At 65.1% G+C, this 17,536-nt stretch carries 15 protein-coding genes; 12 read left to right on the top strand and 3 right to left on the bottom strand.

The window, feature by feature from the left end; translation table 11 throughout:
• Positions 1-9: 9 nt before the first annotated feature.
• Positions 10-1,065: a DNA-binding protein gene (locus tag HOP53_RS04160; RefSeq protein ID WP_234268826.1), complete on the top strand. Its 1,056-nt coding sequence runs from the start codon at positions 10-12 to the stop codon at positions 1,063-1,065.
• A gap of 84 nt (positions 1,066-1,149) precedes the next feature.
• Here the strand turns inward: HOP53_RS04160 and nfuA are convergent, their stop codons facing one another.
• Entirely contained in the window at positions 1,150-1,740 is a 591-nt protein-coding gene (gene nfuA / locus HOP53_RS04155) for a Fe-S biogenesis protein NfuA (RefSeq protein WP_234268825.1), read from the bottom strand.
• Between the two features lie 240 nt (positions 1,741-1,980).
• On the opposite strand from nfuA, the gene metH reads away from it, so the two are divergent.
• The 4 genes from metH to HOP53_RS04135 all read left to right on the top strand — a co-directional run bounded on the left by metH (position 1,981) and on the right by HOP53_RS04135 (position 9,415).
• A complete protein-coding gene (gene metH, locus HOP53_RS04150; RefSeq protein ID WP_234268824.1) occupies positions 1,981-5,700 on the top strand; it encodes a methionine synthase in 3,720 nt (1,239 codons plus the stop codon).
• Positions 5,701-5,761: 61 nt separating this feature from the next.
• Positions 5,762-7,090, top strand: coding sequence for an MATE family efflux transporter (locus HOP53_RS04145; protein ID WP_234268823.1), 1,329 nt, complete (start codon positions 5,762-5,764; stop codon positions 7,088-7,090).
• 143 nt (positions 7,091-7,233) lie between these two features.
• Complete coding sequence (locus HOP53_RS04140) at positions 7,234-8,886, top strand: nitrite/sulfite reductase (RefSeq protein ID WP_234268822.1); 1,653 nt, start codon at positions 7,234-7,236, stop codon at positions 8,884-8,886.
• The gene (locus HOP53_RS04135) at positions 8,879-9,415 is read left to right on the top strand and encodes a DUF934 domain-containing protein (protein WP_234268821.1); all 537 of its coding nucleotides are present in this window, start codon (positions 8,879-8,881) and stop codon (positions 9,413-9,415) included. The genes HOP53_RS04140 and HOP53_RS04135 overlap by 8 nt, the downstream gene beginning before the upstream one ends.
• Before the next feature lie 90 nt (positions 9,416-9,505).
• Here the strand turns inward: HOP53_RS04135 and smrA are convergent, their stop codons facing one another.
• The gene (gene smrA / locus HOP53_RS04130) at positions 9,506-10,099 is read right to left on the bottom strand and encodes a DNA endonuclease SmrA (RefSeq protein WP_234268820.1); all 594 of its coding nucleotides are present in this window, start codon (positions 10,097-10,099) and stop codon (positions 9,506-9,508) included.
• Between the two features lie 123 nt (positions 10,100-10,222).
• Here smrA and HOP53_RS04125 point away from each other — a divergent pair, with 123 nt between their 5' ends.
• The 5 genes from HOP53_RS04125 (at position 10,223) to pdxH (ending at position 12,934) form a co-directional block, all read left to right on the top strand.
• Positions 10,223-10,684 (top strand): gamma-glutamylcyclotransferase family protein, encoded by a 462-nt coding sequence (locus tag HOP53_RS04125; RefSeq protein ID WP_234268819.1) that lies wholly within the window; start codon positions 10,223-10,225, stop codon positions 10,682-10,684.
• 91 nt (positions 10,685-10,775) lie between these two features.
• On the top strand, positions 10,776-11,132 hold the full coding sequence (gene arsC / locus HOP53_RS04120) for an arsenate reductase (glutaredoxin) (RefSeq protein WP_234268818.1): 357 nt from the start codon (positions 10,776-10,778) through the stop codon (positions 11,130-11,132).
• Positions 11,133-11,157: 25 nt separating this feature from the next.
• A complete protein-coding gene (gene wrbA / locus HOP53_RS04115) occupies positions 11,158-11,778 on the top strand; it encodes an NAD(P)H:quinone oxidoreductase (protein WP_234268817.1) in 621 nt (206 codons plus the stop codon).
• A complete protein-coding gene (locus tag HOP53_RS04110) occupies positions 11,775-12,176 on the top strand; it encodes a DUF2069 domain-containing protein (protein WP_234268816.1) in 402 nt (133 codons plus the stop codon). Before wrbA ends, HOP53_RS04110 begins: the two co-directional genes overlap by 4 nt.
• Positions 12,177-12,292: 116 nt before the next feature.
• On the top strand, positions 12,293-12,934 hold the full coding sequence (gene pdxH / locus HOP53_RS04105; protein WP_234268815.1) for a pyridoxamine 5'-phosphate oxidase: 642 nt from the start codon (positions 12,293-12,295) through the stop codon (positions 12,932-12,934).
• Positions 12,935-13,005: 71 nt separating this feature from the next.
• On the opposite strand, the gene HOP53_RS04100 is transcribed toward pdxH, so the two are convergent.
• Positions 13,006-15,753, bottom strand: a complete 2,748-nt coding sequence (locus HOP53_RS04100; RefSeq protein ID WP_234268814.1) for a bifunctional acetate--CoA ligase family protein/GNAT family N-acetyltransferase — start codon at positions 15,751-15,753, stop codon at positions 13,006-13,008.
• Between the two features lie 109 nt (positions 15,754-15,862).
• Here HOP53_RS04100 and HOP53_RS04095 point away from each other — a divergent pair, with 109 nt between their 5' ends.
• Together HOP53_RS04095 and HOP53_RS04090 are read left to right on the top strand one after the other, a co-directional pair.
• On the top strand, positions 15,863-16,795 hold the full coding sequence (locus HOP53_RS04095; RefSeq protein WP_234268813.1) for a histone deacetylase family protein: 933 nt from the start codon (positions 15,863-15,865) through the stop codon (positions 16,793-16,795).
• A gap of 103 nt (positions 16,796-16,898) precedes the next feature.
• The gene (locus HOP53_RS04090; protein ID WP_234268812.1) at positions 16,899-17,531 is read left to right on the top strand and encodes a helix-turn-helix domain-containing protein; all 633 of its coding nucleotides are present in this window, start codon (positions 16,899-16,901) and stop codon (positions 17,529-17,531) included.
• Positions 17,532-17,536 lie beyond the last annotated feature (5 nt).

The following is a 17,536-nucleotide window of genomic DNA, read 5'->3' as shown; positions in this document are numbered from 1 at the left end:
GAGATCGGCATGGCACGCAGCGGTGTGCAATACGAGGATGTACTGGGCGCTATCGAATCCCTGCAGACGCGGGGAGAAGCCCCCAGCGTGCAGAAGATTCGCGAAGTGTTGGGCACCGGCAGCTTTACTACTATCAGCGATCATCTACGCGAATGGCGCGTGCGCCGGGAAAGCAGCCGCGTGCAACCTGCCTCGCAGGCCATGCCCGAGGCGGTGCAGCGCCTGGCGGAGAATCTCTGGTACAAGGCTCAGGAGGCCGCCGGCGAGGCGCTGACAGAGTATCGCGAGCGCGCCGACCAGCGTGTTGCCGAGGCGCAGGAAGCCATGCAGGAGGCGCAGCGGCAGGTCGAGGATGCCGAGCAGCGCGAGGCCGCCCTATCCGCTCATGTGGCTGGCACCGAGCAGCGGCTGGAAGCGCGCAGCGCAGCCCTGGCGCGGGTCGAGGCCGAGCGCGATCAGTGGCAGGAGCGTGCCCGCCAGTTCGAGGAGCGTCTCAGCCGTGCCCTGCAGCAGCTCGACAAGATGCAGCAGGACAACGAGCAGCAGGCTCAGGCGCATCAGCAGGCCCTGGCTGAGCGTGATGCACAGCACTTGGCGCGTCTCAACCAGGAGGAGCAGCGCCATGAGGCCGCCGAGGCGCGCCTGATGACGCTGCTGGATGAGGCGCGCCAGGAGCGCGTGGCGGCCGAGAAACGCTACGATGCCGCGACCCAGCAGTTGGAGAAGCGTCAGGAAAACCTGCAGCGACAACTGCACGAGACCCAGGCTGCGCTGGGCCGCGAGGAGAAGCAGCACCGCGAGACCCAGTGGGCGAGGAGTCGCGCCGAAGAGCGTATCGATACGCTGCGCCACGAACAGTCGCTGCTGCAGGCACGCATCGAGGACCAGAAGCGCCACATCGAAGAGCAGGCGGCTCGCCTGCGCACCCAGGACGCCGAACTCATGCGGCGCACCTGGCAGCCCACCGAGGAAGACGTCGCTCGGCGCGCGGAAGAAGCCCGTGCAGGAGAAGGCGGCGAAGCGCTGAAAGGCGCCGAGGCGGCGCCTTCTGTAAGCGTTCGTTGAGCATGGGGCGGCGCTCCTCGAGCGGCGCGCCGCCTGCTATCCGAAGTGAGCTGTTGAGCCGGTATGGGCGGATGGCGCCCGATGTCAGCGATAGTAGGCGTTGGTGGTATCGGTGTGATCGGTCACGTCGCGAATGCCGGCCAGCTCCGGGATGCGCTCCATCAGGGTTTTCTCCACCCCTTCCTTGAGCGTCAGGTCGACCGCGGCGCAGCCCTGGCAGCCGCCGCCGAAGGCCAGTACCGCGACCTGGTCCTCGGTCAGTTCGATCAGCTTGATCTCGCCGCCGTGGGCGGCAAGGCCCGGATTGATCTCGCTGTAGAGGATGTAGTTGACGCGATCCTCGAGCGGACTGTCGGCGTTGACCTTGGGCATCTTGGCGTTGGGCGCCTTGATGGTGAGCTGCCCACCCATGCGGTCGGCGTTGAAGTCGACCACCGCTTCTTCGAGGAAGGGGATGCTGTTCCTGTCGATCAGTGCGGCGATCTTGTCGAGCTCCAGACGCTCGTCAGTGGGCTCTTCTTCGCCGGGCCGGCAGTAGGCAAGACAGGTCTCGGCGTAGGGTGTGCCCGGCTGGGTGATGAAGATGCGCACCGCAATGCCCTCGACGTTCTGCTTTGCCAGCAGCTCGGCAAGGTATTCCTGGGCGCTGTCGGTAATCTGGATGATCTCGCTCATGATGTTCTCGCTGGTCGGACGCGGCAACGGGGCCGGCCATAGGTGACATGCCATCATGGTAAGCAAAAGCCGGCTTCGAGACAATCCCGACTGTTTTGCTCGGTTTTTGACCAGCCCTGCCCTCAAGCCGCTGGTTTTGCTACCATAGCCGGCCGACAAGGCCGCCCCTGCCAAAGAGCACCAGGATCCATGGGCGGTCACATACCTGGACGTGACTTTCGCTGGAGACCGACCCGACCCATGGCCGCCCTTCCTTCTGCACTGACCGCCACTCTCACCGAACGGCTCGGCGAGCGCATCCTCATGCTGGATGGCGGCATGGGTACCATGATACAGAATGCCAAGCTTGAGGAAGCCGACTTCCGCGGCGACCGCTTCGGCGACTGGCCCTCGGAACTCAAGGGCAACAACGACCTGTTGGCGCTGACCTGTCCCGATCTGGTCACGCGCCTTCACCGCGCCTATCTCGAGGCCGGTGCCGATATCATCGAGACCAACACCTTCAACAGCACCCGCCTCTCCCAGGCCGATTACGGCATGGAGGCGCTGGTGCCGGAGATCAACCGCGAGTCGGCGCGGCTGGCCCGTGAGGTGTGCGATGCGGTGGCGGCCGAGACCGGCGTGCCGCGCTACGTGGCCGGGGTGCTGGGGCCGACCTCGCGCACCGCCTCGCTCTCGCCGGACGTCAACGACCCGGCCAAGCGCAACGTCACCTTCGACCAGTTGCGCGACAACTACTACGAGGCGGCCGAAGCGCTGATCGAGGGCGGTGCCGACCTGATCCTGATCGAGACGATCTTCGACACCCTCAACGCCAAGGCGGCCATCTTCGCCCTGGAGGCGCTGTTCGACGACCGCGGCGAGCGGCTGCCGGTGATGATATCCGGCACCATCACCGACGCTTCCGGACGCACCCTCTCCGGCCAGACCACCGAGGCGTTCTGGAACTCGGTGCGCCATGCCCAGCCGCTGTCCATCGGCCTGAACTGTGCGCTGGGCGCCGAGGAGCTGCGACCCTACCTGGAAGAACTCTCGACCAAGGCCGATACCTACGTCTCGGCGCACCCCAACGCCGGGCTGCCCAACGAATTCGGCGAGTACGATCAGACCCCCGAAGAGATGGCGGCCATCGTCGCCGAGTTCGCCTCGAGCGGTCTAGTCAATATCATCGGCGGCTGCTGTGGCTCGACGCCGGAGCACATCGCCGCGATCCACGCCGCCATTCAGGGCATGGCGCCACGCAAGGTGCCCGAGCGTCCGCGCGCCTGCCGCCTGGCAGGGCTGGAGCCCTTCAACATCGACAAGGGCTCGCTGTTCGTCAACGTCGGTGAGCGTACCAACGTCACCGGCTCGGCGCGCTTCAAGCGGCTGATCGTCGAGGAGGACTACACCACCGCCCTGGAAGTGGCGCTGGACCAGGTCGAGAACGGCGCCCAGATCATCGACATCAACATGGACGAGGGCATGCTGGAGTCGCAGGAGGCGATGGTACGCTTCCTCAACCTGATCGCCGGCGAGCCCGACATCGCCCGGGTGCCGATCATGATCGACTCCTCCAAGTGGGAGATCATCGAGGCCGGCCTCAAGTGCGTACAGGGCAAGGCGGTGGTCAACTCCATCTCGCTCAAGGAGGGCGAGGAAGCGTTCCTCGAGCAGGCCACCCTGTGCCGTCGCTACGGGGCCGCCGTAGTGGTCATGGCCTTCGACGAGACCGGCCAGGCCGATACCTTTGCGCGCAAGACCGAAATCTGTCAGCGCGCCTATGAGCTGCTGGTCGAGCGGGTCGGCTTCCCTCCGGAAGACATCATCTTCGACCCCAACATCTTTGCCATCGCCACCGGCATCGAGGAGCACGACAACTACGCCGTCGACTTCATCGAGGCCACCCGCTGGATCCGTGAGCACCTGCCCCACGCCATGGTCTCGGGCGGGGTCTCCAACGTCTCGTTCTCCTTCCGCGGCAACGACCCGGTGCGCGAGGCGATTCACTCGGTGTTCCTCTATCACGCCATCCGTGCCGGGCTGACCATGGGCATCGTCAACGCCGGCCAGCTGGCGGTCTACGACGACCTGCCGGAGGAACTGCGCGAGGCGGTCGAGGACGTGGTGCTCAATCGCCGCAGCGACGGCACCGAACGCCTGGTCGACCTGGCCGAGAAGTACAAGGGCGACGGCAGCGGCGCGGCGAAGAAAGAGGACCTGGAGTGGCGCTCCTGGGAGGTGGAGAAGCGCATCGAACATGCCCTGGTCAAGGGCATCACCGCCTTCATCGAGGAGGACACCGAGCTTGCCCGGCAGCGGGCCGCGCGCCCCATCGAGGTAATCGAGGGGCCGCTGATGGACGGCATGAACGTGGTCGGCGACCTGTTCGGCGCCGGCAAGATGTTCCTGCCCCAGGTGGTCAAGTCGGCGCGGGTCATGAAGCAGGCGGTGGCCTACCTCATCCCCTTCATCGAAGCCGAGAAGAGCGAGGACACCCAAGCCAAGGGCAAGATCGTCATGGCCACGGTGAAGGGCGACGTGCACGACATCGGCAAGAACATCGTCGGCGTGGTCCTGCAGTGCAATAACTACGAGGTCATCGACCTGGGCGTGATGGTCCCGGCGGAGAAGATTCTGCAGACGGCCCGTGAGGTCAATGCCGACATTGTCGGCCTCTCGGGGCTGATCACGCCCTCGCTGGACGAAATGGTCCATGTGGCCAAGGAGATGAAACGCCAGGGCTTCAAGCTGCCGCTGCTGATCGGCGGCGCCACCACCTCCAAGGCGCACACCGCGGTGAAGGTCGAGCCGCAGTACGACGAGCCGGTGATCTACGTGACCGACGCCTCTCGGGCGGTGGGCGTTGCCGGAAAGCTGCTCTCCCCCACGCTGAAGCCAGCCTATGTGGCCGAGATCAAGGCGGAGTACGAGCAGGTGCGCGAGCGCAATGCCAAGCGCCGCCCCAAGGCAGCGGACCTGAGCTACGCCGAGGCCCGCCAACGCAAGCTGCCCATCGACTGGGATAGCTATACGCCGCCCCGGCCCGCCATCACCGGGCTCGAGGTATTCGACGGCTACGATATCGAGGAGCTGGTCGAGCGCATCGACTGGACCCCCTTCTTCATGAGCTGGGAGCTGGCGGGCAAGTACCCGAAGATTCTCGACGACGCGGTGGTCGGCGAGGCCGCGCGCAACCTGTTCGCCGATGCCCAGCAGATGCTGCGCATGCTGATCGACGGCAAGCACGTCGAGGCGCGCGGGGTGATCGGTCTGTGGCCGGCCAACAGCGTCGACGACGACGTCATCGAGGTGTATGCCGACGAGTCGCGCAGCGAGGTGATCGCCCGGCTGCATCATATTCGCCAGCAGACCACCAAGAACCGTGACGGCGTCTGCTACAGCCTGGCCGATTTCGTTGCCCCCCGCTACGATGCCGACGGCCACGAACGCGACCAGCTCGACTGGGTCGGCGGCTTCGCCGTGACCACCGGCCACGGTGTGGAGGCGCTGGCCGAGCGCTACAAGGCCGCCGGAGACGACTATAGCGCGATCATGGTGCAGGCGCTGACCGACCGTCTGGCCGAAGCCTTTGCCGAGCGCATGCACGAGCGGGTGCGTAAGGAGTTCTGGGGCTACGTGCCCGACGAGACCCTGGACAACGACGCCCTGATCGCCGAGAAGTATCAGGGCATCCGGCCGGCGCCGGGCTATCCCGCCTGTCCCGACCACACCGAGAAGCGCACCCTGTTCCAGCTGCTCGATGCCACCGAGAACGCCGGCATCGAGCTGACCGAGAACTTCGCCATGTGGCCGGCTGCCGCGGTGTCGGGGTGGTACTTCTCACATCCCCAGGCCAAGTACTTCTCCACCGGAAAGATCACCCGCGATCAGGTCGAGGCGCTGGCCGAGCGCAAGGGCATGAGTCTAGCCGAGCTGGAGCGCTGGCTCTCGCCGGTGCTCTCCTACGATCCGGCCTGAGAAGACGACCCCCAGATGCTCCGCGCCCGGCGCGGGGCACTCTCGAACCCGACGACAGAGCATGCTGCCAGATTCGATTCGCCGTCGACGTATCCTGCGCCTAGCCACGCCGATCATCGCCGCGATGCTGACCCAGAGCCTGATCAACCTGATCGATGCGGCGCTGGTCGGCTCGCTCGGTGAGGTGCCGCTGGCCGGCGTGGGTATCGGCGGCTATGCCATGTTCCTGGTCACGGCTCTGGTCTTCGGGCTCTCCTCCGGGGTGCAGTCACAAACGGCCAGACGGCATGGCGAGGAGGCCTGGCAGGTAAGGGCCAGGCCGCTCAATGCCGGGCTGGCCATCGCCCTGCTCGCATCCCTGCCCTTGACGCTGCTGTGCCTGTGGCAGGCGCCGCGTCTGATGGCCCTGATCAATCCCGATGCCGCGGTCAATGACGTCGCGGTCGAGTACTTCCGCTGGCGTGTGCTGTCGCTGTCCGCCGTGGCCATGATCTTCTGCTTCCGGGGCTACTGGAACGGCATCGAACAGAGCGGCTTTTATCTGCGCATCATGCTGGTGATGCACGTCGTCAACGTGGCAGCCAGCGTGTGCCTGATCTTCGGCTACCTGGGGTTGCCGGCCATGGGCGCCGCCGGGGCCGGTGCGGGTACCACTCTCTCGCTCTACATCGGCCTCGTGCTCTGGGCGCTGCTGAGCCTGCGCCACGCCGTGCCCAGCGGTTTTCTCGCGGGCGTGCCCCGGCGCCCCGCGCTGCTGACCACGCTGCGCCTGGCCACGCCCCACTCCTTCCAGCAGCTCTGGTTCGCCGCCGGCTATGCGGTGCTGTTCTGGATTCTGGGGCGCATCGACACGGCCAGCGTTGCCGTGGGCCACGTGCTGGTGAACCTTTCACTGCTGTTGATCCTGCCCGGCGTGGGGCTGGGCATGGCCGCCATGAGCCTGGTCGGCCAGTCGCTCGGTCGTCAGGCCCATGGTGACGCCCATCGCTGGGGCTGGGACGTGGTCCGTCTCGCCTGGCTGTGCCTGGCCGCCCTGGCGCTGCCCATGGCGCTATTTCCGGAGCAGATCCTCGGCCTGTTCCTGCGCGACCCCGAACTCATCGCCCTCGCCCGTCTGCCACTGCAGCTCACCGCCGTCATGATCGTGCTGGACGGTGCCGCCCTGGTGCTGGCCCAGGCGCTGTTGGGTGCCGGTGCCAGTCGCACCGTGATGACCACCACGCTCTCACTCCAGTGGCTGGTCTTCCTGCCGCTGGCATGGTGGGTCGGTGTGGTCATGGAGCAGGGGCTGCTGGGCATCTGGTGGGTACAGCTTGGCTATCGCTGTCTCAACTCGCTATGGTTTGTGACCATCTGGCAGCGGCGGCAGTGGCTGCAGTTGGAAATCTGACAGAGAGGTGACAGAGAGGCGACTTGACCTTTATATGTCTTTACGTATAAAAAATATGAATATTTATTCTTTCAAAGAATATGCCAGGGGCGTTAAGGTGCCCCCTGACGCTTCGCCATTTCCCCTGCAGCAGGACCGGCTGAATGTATCGCTACGACACCCATGATCAGACTCTGGTCAATGAACGCGTCGCTCAGTTTCGCGACCAGATGAACCGCTATCTGGCCGGACGGATCAGCGACGAAGAATTCTTGCCGCTGCGCGTGCAGAACGGCCTCTATGTTCAGCGCTACGCGCCCATGCTGCGTATCGCCATCCCCTACGGCATGCTGGCCTCCTATCAGCTGCGCAAGCTGGGCGATCTGGCCCGCGACTACGATCGCGGCTACGGTCACTTCACCACCCGTACCAATCTGCAGCTGAACTGGCCGAAGCTGGAAACCGTGCCCGACATGCTGGCCGAGCTGGCCAGCGTGCAGATGCACGGCATCCAGACCAGCGGCAACGACATTCGGAATACCTCCACCGACCAGTTCGCCGGCATCGCCGAGGACGAGGAAGTCGATCCGCGGCCCTGGTGCGAGCTGATTCGTCAGTGGTCGACGTTCCACCCCGAGTTCACCTACCTGCCGCGCAAGTTCAAGATCGCAGTGACCGGTGCCGCCGAGGATCGCGCTGCCATCCAGGTGCACGACGTCGGCCTGCGCCTGTGGCGCGACGACAAGGGCGAGGTGCGGGTCAAGGTGCTGGCCGGCGGTGGTCTCGGCCGTACGCCGATGATCGGCGAGGTGGTGCGTGACGACCTGCCCTGGCAGCACCTGCTGACCTATCTCGAGGCGCTGGTGCGCGTCTACAACCAGTTCGGCCGTCGTGACAACAAGTTCAAGGCGCGCATCAAGATTCTGGTCAAGGCGCTGGGCGTCGAGGAGTTCCGCCGTCGCGTCGACGCCGAGTGGGCGCATCTCAAGGATGGCCCCCAGACGCTGACCCGCGAAGCCGTCGAGGCGATGCAGTCTCACTTCGTCGACCCGGAGCGCCGCGCCATCGGTGAAGAGGCGATTGCCGAGTTCGAGCGCCTGCGCGGCGAGAATCGCGCCTTCGCGCGTTTCGTCACCAACAACGTGCACGGTCACAAGGTGCCGGGCTACAAGGCCGTCACCCTGTCGCTCAAGCGCAAGAACCACTCGCCGGGCGACCTGACCTGGGAGCAGATGCACCAGGTGGCCGATCTGGCCGACGAGTTCAGCTACGGCGAGATCCGTGTCACCCACGAGCAGAACCTGGTGCTGGCCGACGTGGCGGTGGACCGCCTCGAGGAGCTCTGGCATCGCCTGGAAGAGCTGGGCCTGGCCAACCCCACCGTGGGCACCCTGGCCGACCTGATCTGCTGCCCCGGCGGCGACTACTGCGCCCTGGCCAATGCCAAGTCGATCCCGGTGGCTCAGGCGATTCAGGAGCGCTTCGAGGACATCGACTACCTCTATGACCTGGGGCCGCTGGATCTCAATATTTCCGGCTGCATGAATGCCTGCGGTCACCACCACGTGGGCCACATCGGCATTCTCGGCGTCGACAAGAAGGGTGAGGAGTGGTACCAGATCTCCCTCGGCGGCGCCCAGGGCAACGACTCCTCGCTGGGAAAGATTCTCGGCCCCTCGTTCGACCGCGAGAGCGTGCCCGACGTCATCGACAAGGTACTGCAGGTCTACGTCGGCGAGCGTGCCGAAGGCGAGACCTTCATCGAAACGTATCGCCGTATCGGCCTCAAGCCATTCAAGGAGCGGGTCTATGCCTGATCAGAACGCCACCCAGCGCCCTTTCATCCGTGACGGCAAGCCGGCCGAGGACCGCTGGCTGCTGGTTCGCGATGCCGAAGCGGAGCTGCCGGCTGCCACCCCCGCCATCGTGCCGCTGGCACGTTGGCAGGCGCTGGAAGGCAGCGCCGAGCTGGCGCCGTGGCTTGCCAGCGACACCGAGCTGACGCCGGAGCTGGCCAAACAGCTGGCAGCAGCCCCGCTGATCGCCATTGACTTTCCCAAGTTCACCGATGGCCGCGGCTACAGCCTGGCGCGCCTGCTGCGCGAGCGCTACGGCTTCGATGGCGAGATTCGCGCCATCGGCGACGTGCTGATCGATCAGGCCTTCTTCCTCACCCGCTGCGGTTTCAACGCGCTGTCGCTGCGTGAAGATCAGTGGCTGGAAGACGCGCTGAACGCGCTGAACACCTTCAGCTGCGCCTATCAGCCGGCCGTCGACGTCAGCGAGCCGCTGTTCCGCCAGCGCATGCGCGAAGTCGTCAAGCGGGCGGAGCCGGCGCTGGCCTAGTCCCACGTACGGCTCCCTTGGCGCGTCATTCAGAAAGAAAGCCGGCCTCGTGCCGGCTTTTCGTCGTCGGGTAAACGAATGGCCTTGTGCTCAGCCGCGACGCTTCTGCTGACGCTCGCGGTTGTCCGCCCTCGCCCGCTCGCTCTTGCGCAGCATCACCCAGGTCGCGCCCAGACCGCCATCGGCCTGCTGGGCGGAAGCGAAAGCCTGCACCTCCTCGAACTGCACCAGCCATTTGGCCAGGTAGGAGCGCAGCACGTTGGCGGGGCTGTCGATCTCCTGCCCGCGGCCATGCACGATCAGCAGCGAGCGCAGGTCGTGAGCATAGGCTTCGCGAATGAAGGGCGGCAGCATCCGACGACACTCCGCCAGCGGGCGGCGCAGCAGATGCAGGCGCGACTGGGCGGGATAGCCACCGTGCCGCAAGCGGTCGACCACGCCCTGCTGGATGCCGTCGCGGCGAAAGGCCAGGGGATCGAACGGCGGCACCAGCTCGACGAAGTCATCCGACAGGAAATTGTTCTCCCCGAGCTCGGCCTGGGCGCTCTCGCGACGAGCCAGCTGTGCCTCGCTGGGCCGGCTGCGGCGTTGGCCCGAATCGGCTCGATTGGCGCTCCTGCGCAGTGGCTTCACATCTCCCACCAGTGCCCTGAAGTCCTGATCCTCGTGTGCTGAGTGCGTCATGGGCAACCTCCGCTGTGATCGAGCCTCGACTAGCATCCTAACAGAGCCCATTGGCGGCGGAGAACCGGACAACCGCCCTCTCGTCGTGGCAGGATGTGTTATCACATGTCATAGGGAGCCGACATGCGCCTGCGTCATTACGTACTCGCCATGCTGTTCGGCCTGCTCGCCCTGGCCGGCTGGCTGTGGCTCACCATGTTGAGTCCTTACACCTATGATCGCCCCGCTCATCTGCCCGAGATCGAGGCCGGCGAGCATGCCGTGTTCGTCTATGGCACGCTGCGTATTGCCCCGCTGCGCTGGGTGGTCATGGGCCGCGCGGGAGAGACCGAGACGGCCGTGCTCGAGGGCTTTCGCCGTCAGCGCCTCGATCTGGTCGAAGCGCCTGACGAGCGGGTGCTGGGAGAGCTGGTGGTGGTCGATGCCGACGAACTGGAGAGGCTGGACCGCTACGAGCGACTGGGTATTCGCTATCAGCGCGTTCCCATGCGCCTTGCGGATGGCCGTATGGCATGGGTCTACCGTCGCCTCGACGAGGCTTCACGACCCCCTTCACAAGCCCGCGAGTCCAATGCAACCGACTGATCGGCGCGGAGATTCCCGTGGATCACGGTTGTGGACGACACGACCCCCCTTCTACAATACGGACCAGCTTTCATGGATCGAGGAGTCTCGCATGGCCATTACGCTCTACCACAACCCCCGCTGCTCCAAGTCGCGCCAGGCGCTGGCGCTGCTCGAGGAGCGCGGCGCCGAGGTCAGCGTGCGTCGCTACCTCGACGAGCCGCTCAGCGAAGAGGAGCTGCGTGACCTCATGTCGCGCCTGGACGCCGATGGCGAGGCCCTGGTACGCACCAAAGAAGCGGAGTGGAAGGAAGTCGAAGATACCGACCTGCAGGACCAGGAGCAGGTGATAAGCGCGCTGGTGCGCTATCCCAAGCTGTTGGAACGGCCGATTGCCGACGACGGCAAGCGTGCCATCATCGGCCGCCCGCCCGAAGACGTGCTGGCCCTCCTTCACGCCGACGACTGACCTTTCCTCTGCTTCTGGAGCCACGATGCACGACTCCCTGCCCTATGTGCTGATTCTCTATTATTCCCGCCACGGCGCCACGCGCAGCATGGCCGAACAAATGGCCGCTGGCGTGGAGTCCTGCTCCGGCATCGAGGCCCGGCTGCGCACCGTGCCGCCGGTCTCACCCACCTGTGAAGCAGTCGACCCGGAGATTCCCGCCGAGGGCGCCATCTATGCCGAACTGGACGACCTTCGCCACTGCGCCGGCCTGGCGCTGGGCAGCCCGACCCGCTTCGGCAATATGGCCGCACCGCTCAAGCACTTCATCGACTCGACCAGTGCGCTGTGGCTCAACGGCGCCCTGGTGGACAAGCCGGCCACCGCCTTCACCTCCACCTCCAGCCTGCACGGCGGCCAGGAAACCACCCTTATCTCCATGCTGCTGCCCTTGCTGCACCACGGCATGGTCTATGCCGGCCTGCCCTACAGCGAGACCGACCTGATGACGACCACCGCGGGCGGCACCCCCTATGGGGCCAGTCACGTGGCCGGACAGCGCAGCGATCAGCCTTTGACGGATGCCGAGCGCCGGCTGGTGCGTGCCCAGGGCAAGCGGCTGGCTCGTTTGGCGCTGGCGCTCGGCGGCCTGAGGCAAGACTCATGAGGCGCTGGGTCGAGGGGCTCGAGGCGCGCCATGGGATGGATTTTCTCACCGAGCGCAGCCGTCAGGCGGTGCTCGTCAGCTACGTCGTTCTTCTGGCACTGCTGGCCTGGAGCGGCTTGGCCATGGAGGCCGGCACCAACCCGCTGACTCCCATTCTGATCCGCGGCCTGCCGCTGATCCTGTTCCTGCCCTCGATCGTCGCCAAGCGCCCCCGTGGGCATGTCTGGCTCGCCTTCGTCAGCCTGCTCTACTTCGTGCAGGGGGTGATGGTGGCCACGCTTCCCGGTCAGGGGCTGCTGGGTATCGCCGAAGCGCTCGCGGCACTGGGGCTGTTCACCGGCTGCATGTTCTACGCCCGTTTTCGCAGCCGGCAGGTCAAGGCGCAGCGCGGTGAGTGACCTTCGTTCATACTGGTCCGCTGCAGTGCATGGAATCCGTGACGACGGTCAAACCGTAGGTGTTGTGCTGCTCTCTCACAGCGGCCACCATTGAGAAAAAGGACGAGGAGTACGCCATGACACGCAACATTGCCGATATTCGGCGCGATTACGAGGGCGGCAGGCTCGAGGAAAGCATGGTGCCCGCCGAGCCCATGGTGCTGTTCGACGAGTGGCTGACGCTGGCACTCGATAGCGAGGGCGAGGATGGCAACGTGATGACTCTGGCCACCGTAGACAGCCAGGGCCTGCCCCATGCGCGCATCGTGCTATTGAAGGGCTCCGATGAGCGCGGCCTGGTGTTCTACACCAATTACCATAGTCACAAGGGCAGCGAGCTGGCCAACGTGCCGCATGCCGCGCTGGTGTTCTGGTGGCCCACCCTGGGGCGTCAGGTACGGGTAGAGGGGCGGGTGGAGCTGGTTGCCGAGGAGGAGTCGGACGCCTATTTCGACAGCCGCCCCCGCGCCAGTCAGCTGGGTGCCTGGGTCGCCACCCAGAGCGTGGTGATCCCCGACCGGCACTGGATCGAAGAGCGTCAGCACCGTTTCGAGCAGGCCTACGAAGGACAGGACATTCCGCGTCCGGTGCATTGGGGTGGCTATCGCGTGGTGCCGGACATGATCGAATTCTGGCAGGGTCAGCCGAGCCGGCTGCACGACCGCATCCGCTACGAGTATCGCGACGAGAGCTGGCGCTCCTTCCGTCTCGCCCCGTAAGCTGACCGCCAGGAAGCCCTGATTTCATATCAGGGCTTTCCGTTTTCAGGTAGGCAGGTTCAGCCAGCGCCTTAGTCGGGCAGGCTTTCCAGACGTAACCTCTGCCATTCGCTCTCCGGCTCGTTGAGCCGCAGCACGGCGTCCACCACCTGTTCCTCCATGTTGTAACGGCAGCGGAAGCCCAGATGCTTCATCAGGGCTCGCATGGGGTGGTTGTCGACCATTATCTTGCCGATCATCTCCAGCGTGCCGACGCTCTTGCAGTAGCCGATCATCTTGCGCATCAGCAGGCTGCCGAGCCCCTGCCCGGCCATGTCGTCGCGCACGATGATCGAGAACTCGGTGCGGATGTTGTCCGGGTCGTTCCATACCCGGACCACCCCCAGCATCTCCTTGCTGCCCTCCTCCTTCTGGTGTTCGGCAATGAACGCCATCTGACGGTCGTAGTTGATGTGCGACAGGATCGACAGGTCGCGCTGGCTGAGATCGGACTTGTTGTGAAAGTAGCGAAAGCGAATGCTCTCCTCGGAGAGCTGGCTGTGGAAGCTGGTGATCAGGGGCGCATCCTCGGCTCGAATGGGGCGCACCTCGACCCGCATGCCGTTGTTCAGCGTCACCCATTCCCGCAGCTCTTCCGGGTAAGGCATGATCGCGAAGCGCGCCGGCGAGCCGAGATCGAGGGCGAAATCCACCGCCACCACCCCATCGCGGTTGAGCAGCAGCGGGTTGAGCTCGAGCCCACGCAGTTCGAGCAGGTCCGAGGCCATCTGCGATAGCTTGACCAGTAGCTGGCATAGCCGCTGCAGATCGCGTTCCGGTTCGCTGGAGTGCTCGCGGATCAGGCGCGCGGCATGGGTGCGTCCGACCACGTCCGCCGCCAGCGTCATGTTCAGCGGTGGCAGTGCTACCTGCCGGTCGGCCAGGATGTTGACCTTGTAGCCACCGATGCCGAACACGATGAGCGGGCCGAACACCGGGTCGCGGGTGATGCCGGCGCAGATCTGCATCGACTGCTTGCCCCGCTGCATGGACTGCAGGCAGTACTCGCGGATTTTCACCGGCGGGAATTTTTCGTGCACCTTGTGTCCCAGTCGGGTGAGGCCCTCGGCCACCTGCTGCGGGTCGTCGAGATCCTGCAGCAGTCCCGCCGAGATGCGGTGGGGATGCTTGCGATAGCGAAACGGCCGGCAGTTTCCGTCGTGTACCACCTTGAGCGCCCAAGGCCCTTCGAGATCCCGAGCCGCGGCAGCGGCTTCCTCGGGCGTGTGCACGTAGCGGCTCGAGGCCACGGGGATACCGTAGGCCTCCAGTACCTGGGCGGTTTCGGAGTGAGACAGCATCTCGCGCCCCTCTGACCTGGCCTGTTCGATCAGGGTGCGGCAGCGGGCGCGGATGTCGGGCGTGGTGCTGAACGGCAGACTTGGCGGGGTTTCCTGCAGCAGCGCCTGTACGCGCTGGTAGTCGACCATGTGCATGAAGGCCTTGACTGCCTTCTCCGGCGAGACGTAGGTCGGTATGCCTGCCAGGCTGCACTCGTGGCGAGCGTAGAGGGCGCCTTCCAGACCCATCCAACTGGTCAGCAGGTTGCGCTTGAAGCGCTTGCGATTGGCGATCAGCGCCTGGGCGGTGACCTTCGACGGCGCCAGGCGCGTGGGGGCATGCACTACCAGCACCGCATCGACTCCGGGGTCGGCGGCGACGATCTCCAGGGCGTCGACGAAGCGCTCAGGCGTGGCATTGCCGCCCAGATCCACCGGATTCTCGCCGGGCTTGCTCATGTCGAAGTCGCCCTTGCGCAGCGCCGTGCGGGTCTCCTGACTGAAACTGGCCAGAGTGCCGCCAGCACTGATCAACTTGTCGATGGCGAGCATGGCGGGCCCCAGCCCGTTGGAGACGATGGCCAGGCGGTCGCCCTTGAGCGGCCGCATCTGCGACAGGGTCATCAGCGCATCGAACAGCTCGTCGGAGTCGTTGACCCGTACCACCCCGGCGCGTGCCAAGGCGGCATCGAACACCACGTCGCGGTTGGCGATACCCGGCGTGGGCGGCATCCCGGAAAGGTCGGACTGGGGCGTGCGCCCGCTCTTGATTGCCAGCACCAGGCGATTGCGAGAGGCATCGCGCAGGGCGGTCATGAAATGCTGCGAGTCCTGGATACGTTCGAGATGCAGCAGGATGGCCTGGGTCGGGGCGAACTGGTTGATGTAGTCGATCAGGTCGGGAAGCATGACGTCGACGCTGTCGCCCACCGTGATCAGATGCGAGAAGCCGATACCGCGCCCTGCCGCCCAGTCGATCATGGCGTTGCCGAGCATGCCGGACTGCCCGAGGTAGGCGACCTTGCCGGCCTTGACCGGCTGGCTGGCGTAGGAGGCGTTGATGCGCCGCCCCGGCACGATCAGCCCCATGCACTCGGGGCCGAGCAGACGGATGCCCGATTCGCGTGCCGCCGTAAGCATGCGCTCGCGGATCGAGCCCTTGTCCCCTTCGGCATCGTCCAGGTGGGCGCCGCCCGTCAGCACCAGTGCCGCCTTGACGCCGATCCGGCCCAGCCGCGATATCACCTTGGGTAGGGTGTCGGCCGGCGTGCAGACCACTGCCAGATCCGGCGTTTCGGGCAACTCGGCAATGCGTGAAACGCAGGGCTGGCCGAAGACCGACTCGTAGCCCCTGCGGTTGACTGCCCACAGCGTGCCGGGAAAGCCCGCTTCCTGCAGGTTCCGGATCACTATGCCGCCGATCGAATTGGGCTTTTCCGAGGCGCCGATCACGGCAATGGTGCGGGGTTCGAAGAAGTGGCGCAGGAACCGGGTACTCAAGACGTTGCCTCCACCAGAACAGATAGATGCTTCACTGTGTACGACTTATTGACACTGTTGTGCAAGGGCTTGGGCGCATTAAGGTGACTTCAGTCACTCTGGAGTTCATATGATCACGGCGTTTATCTCGCATCCCGACTGCGACCTTCACCATATGGGCCCGGAGCACCCCGAAAGCCCCCTGCGTCTCGAGGCCATTCGCGCCCGCCTCGCTCTCAGCGGCCTGTTGCAGCAGACCATGCAGTCGGAAGCGCGTCAGGCCAGCGAAGAGGAGTTGGCCAGAGTCCATCCGCTGCGCCATCTGCGTGCCCTGGACAAGTGCGTTCCCGAAACGGGCATCGTCACGCTGGACAGCGATACCATGATGAACCCCGACAGCCTGAGCGCCGCCCGGGTGGCGGCTGGCGCGGTCATCCGCGGGGTCGATCAGGTCTATCGTGGCCAGGCCGACAATGTCTTCTGCGCCGTTCGTCCGCCAGGCCACCATGCCGAAGCCACCGACGCCATGGGCTTCTGCTTCTACAACAACGTCGCGGTCGGCGCCGCCCATGCCCGCGCGCGCCACGGCGTACGGCGTATCGCCATACTCGACTTCGACGTGCATCAGTGCAACGGCACCATCGATATCTTCAAGGATGATCCCGACATCCTCATCTGTACCAGTTTCCAGTACCCCTTCTATCCATGGCGCTACCTGCGCAGCGAGTGGCAGAACGTGGTCAACACGCCGCTCGAGGCCGGTACCGACAGTGACGCCTTCCGCAAAGCGATCGAGGATGACTGGCTGCCGGCGCTGCATGCCTTCAAGCCCGAGTTGGTTCTCGTCTCTGCCGGTTTCGATGCACATCGCGAAGACCCCATGGCAGAGCTCTGCCTGGAAGACGAGGACTACTACTGGGTCACCCGGCTGGCGCTGGACATCGCCGCGCTGTATGCCGACAACCGCCTGGTCTCGGTGCTCGAGGGCGGTTACGATCTGGACTCGCTGGGGCGCAGCGTAGAGGCGCATGTCAAGGCGCTGCTGGGGTTGCCCTTCGAGTAGCGAGCCGTCGGCGCCAGGCATGCCAGGGGCGCGTTGGTGCGAGGCACGTCGCCCCTTCTGTGGTACGCTTCGAGAAACTCTGTTTCCAATAGTGAACCGATCCATGCCCGCCAATACCGATCAGCAGGCTGCACTGCGCATCGCCTCGGGACGCAAGCCATTCGTCGAGCCCCTGCGCCTGGGGGAACGACTCAAGGAAATTCGCCTGTCCAACCAGTGGACGCTGGAGGATGTCAGCCAGCGTACGGGGCTGGCCCGTTCTACCCTTTCCAAGATCGAGAACAACCAGATCTCGCCGACGTTCACCGCCGTACAGAAACTCATCAACGGCCTGGGCATCGATCTTCCCCAACTGCTCACTCCACCCAAGGTGCAGACGCGCACCATGGGCCGCCGCGACCTGACCCGCCTGGGCGAAGGCGAGCGCCATCCGACCCCCACCTACGAGCATGAGCTGCTCAGCTGCGAGCTGGCCCAGAAGCGCATGATTCCCTTCAAGACCATCGTGCGGGCGCGCAGCTTCGACGAGTTCAGCGAATGGGTGCGCCACGACGGGGAAGAGTTCCTGATGGTACTGGAGGGCGAGATTCGCCTCTATACCGAATTCTACGAGCCGTTGCAGCTCTCCCGCGGCGACAGCATCTATTTCGACAGCGACATGGGCCACGCGCTTGTCTCGGTGAGCGAAGAGGATGCCGTGGTGCTGTCGGTCTGCACCCGTGGCGATGCCGTTTAAGCCCA

The sequence above is a fragment of the Billgrantia ethanolica genome, assembly GCF_021404305.1.
Taxonomy (GTDB): domain Bacteria; phylum Pseudomonadota; class Gammaproteobacteria; order Pseudomonadales; family Halomonadaceae; genus Halomonas; species Halomonas ethanolica.
Note: the sequence above shows the minus strand (reverse complement) of the source record. Positions and strands in the feature narration are given on the sequence as shown.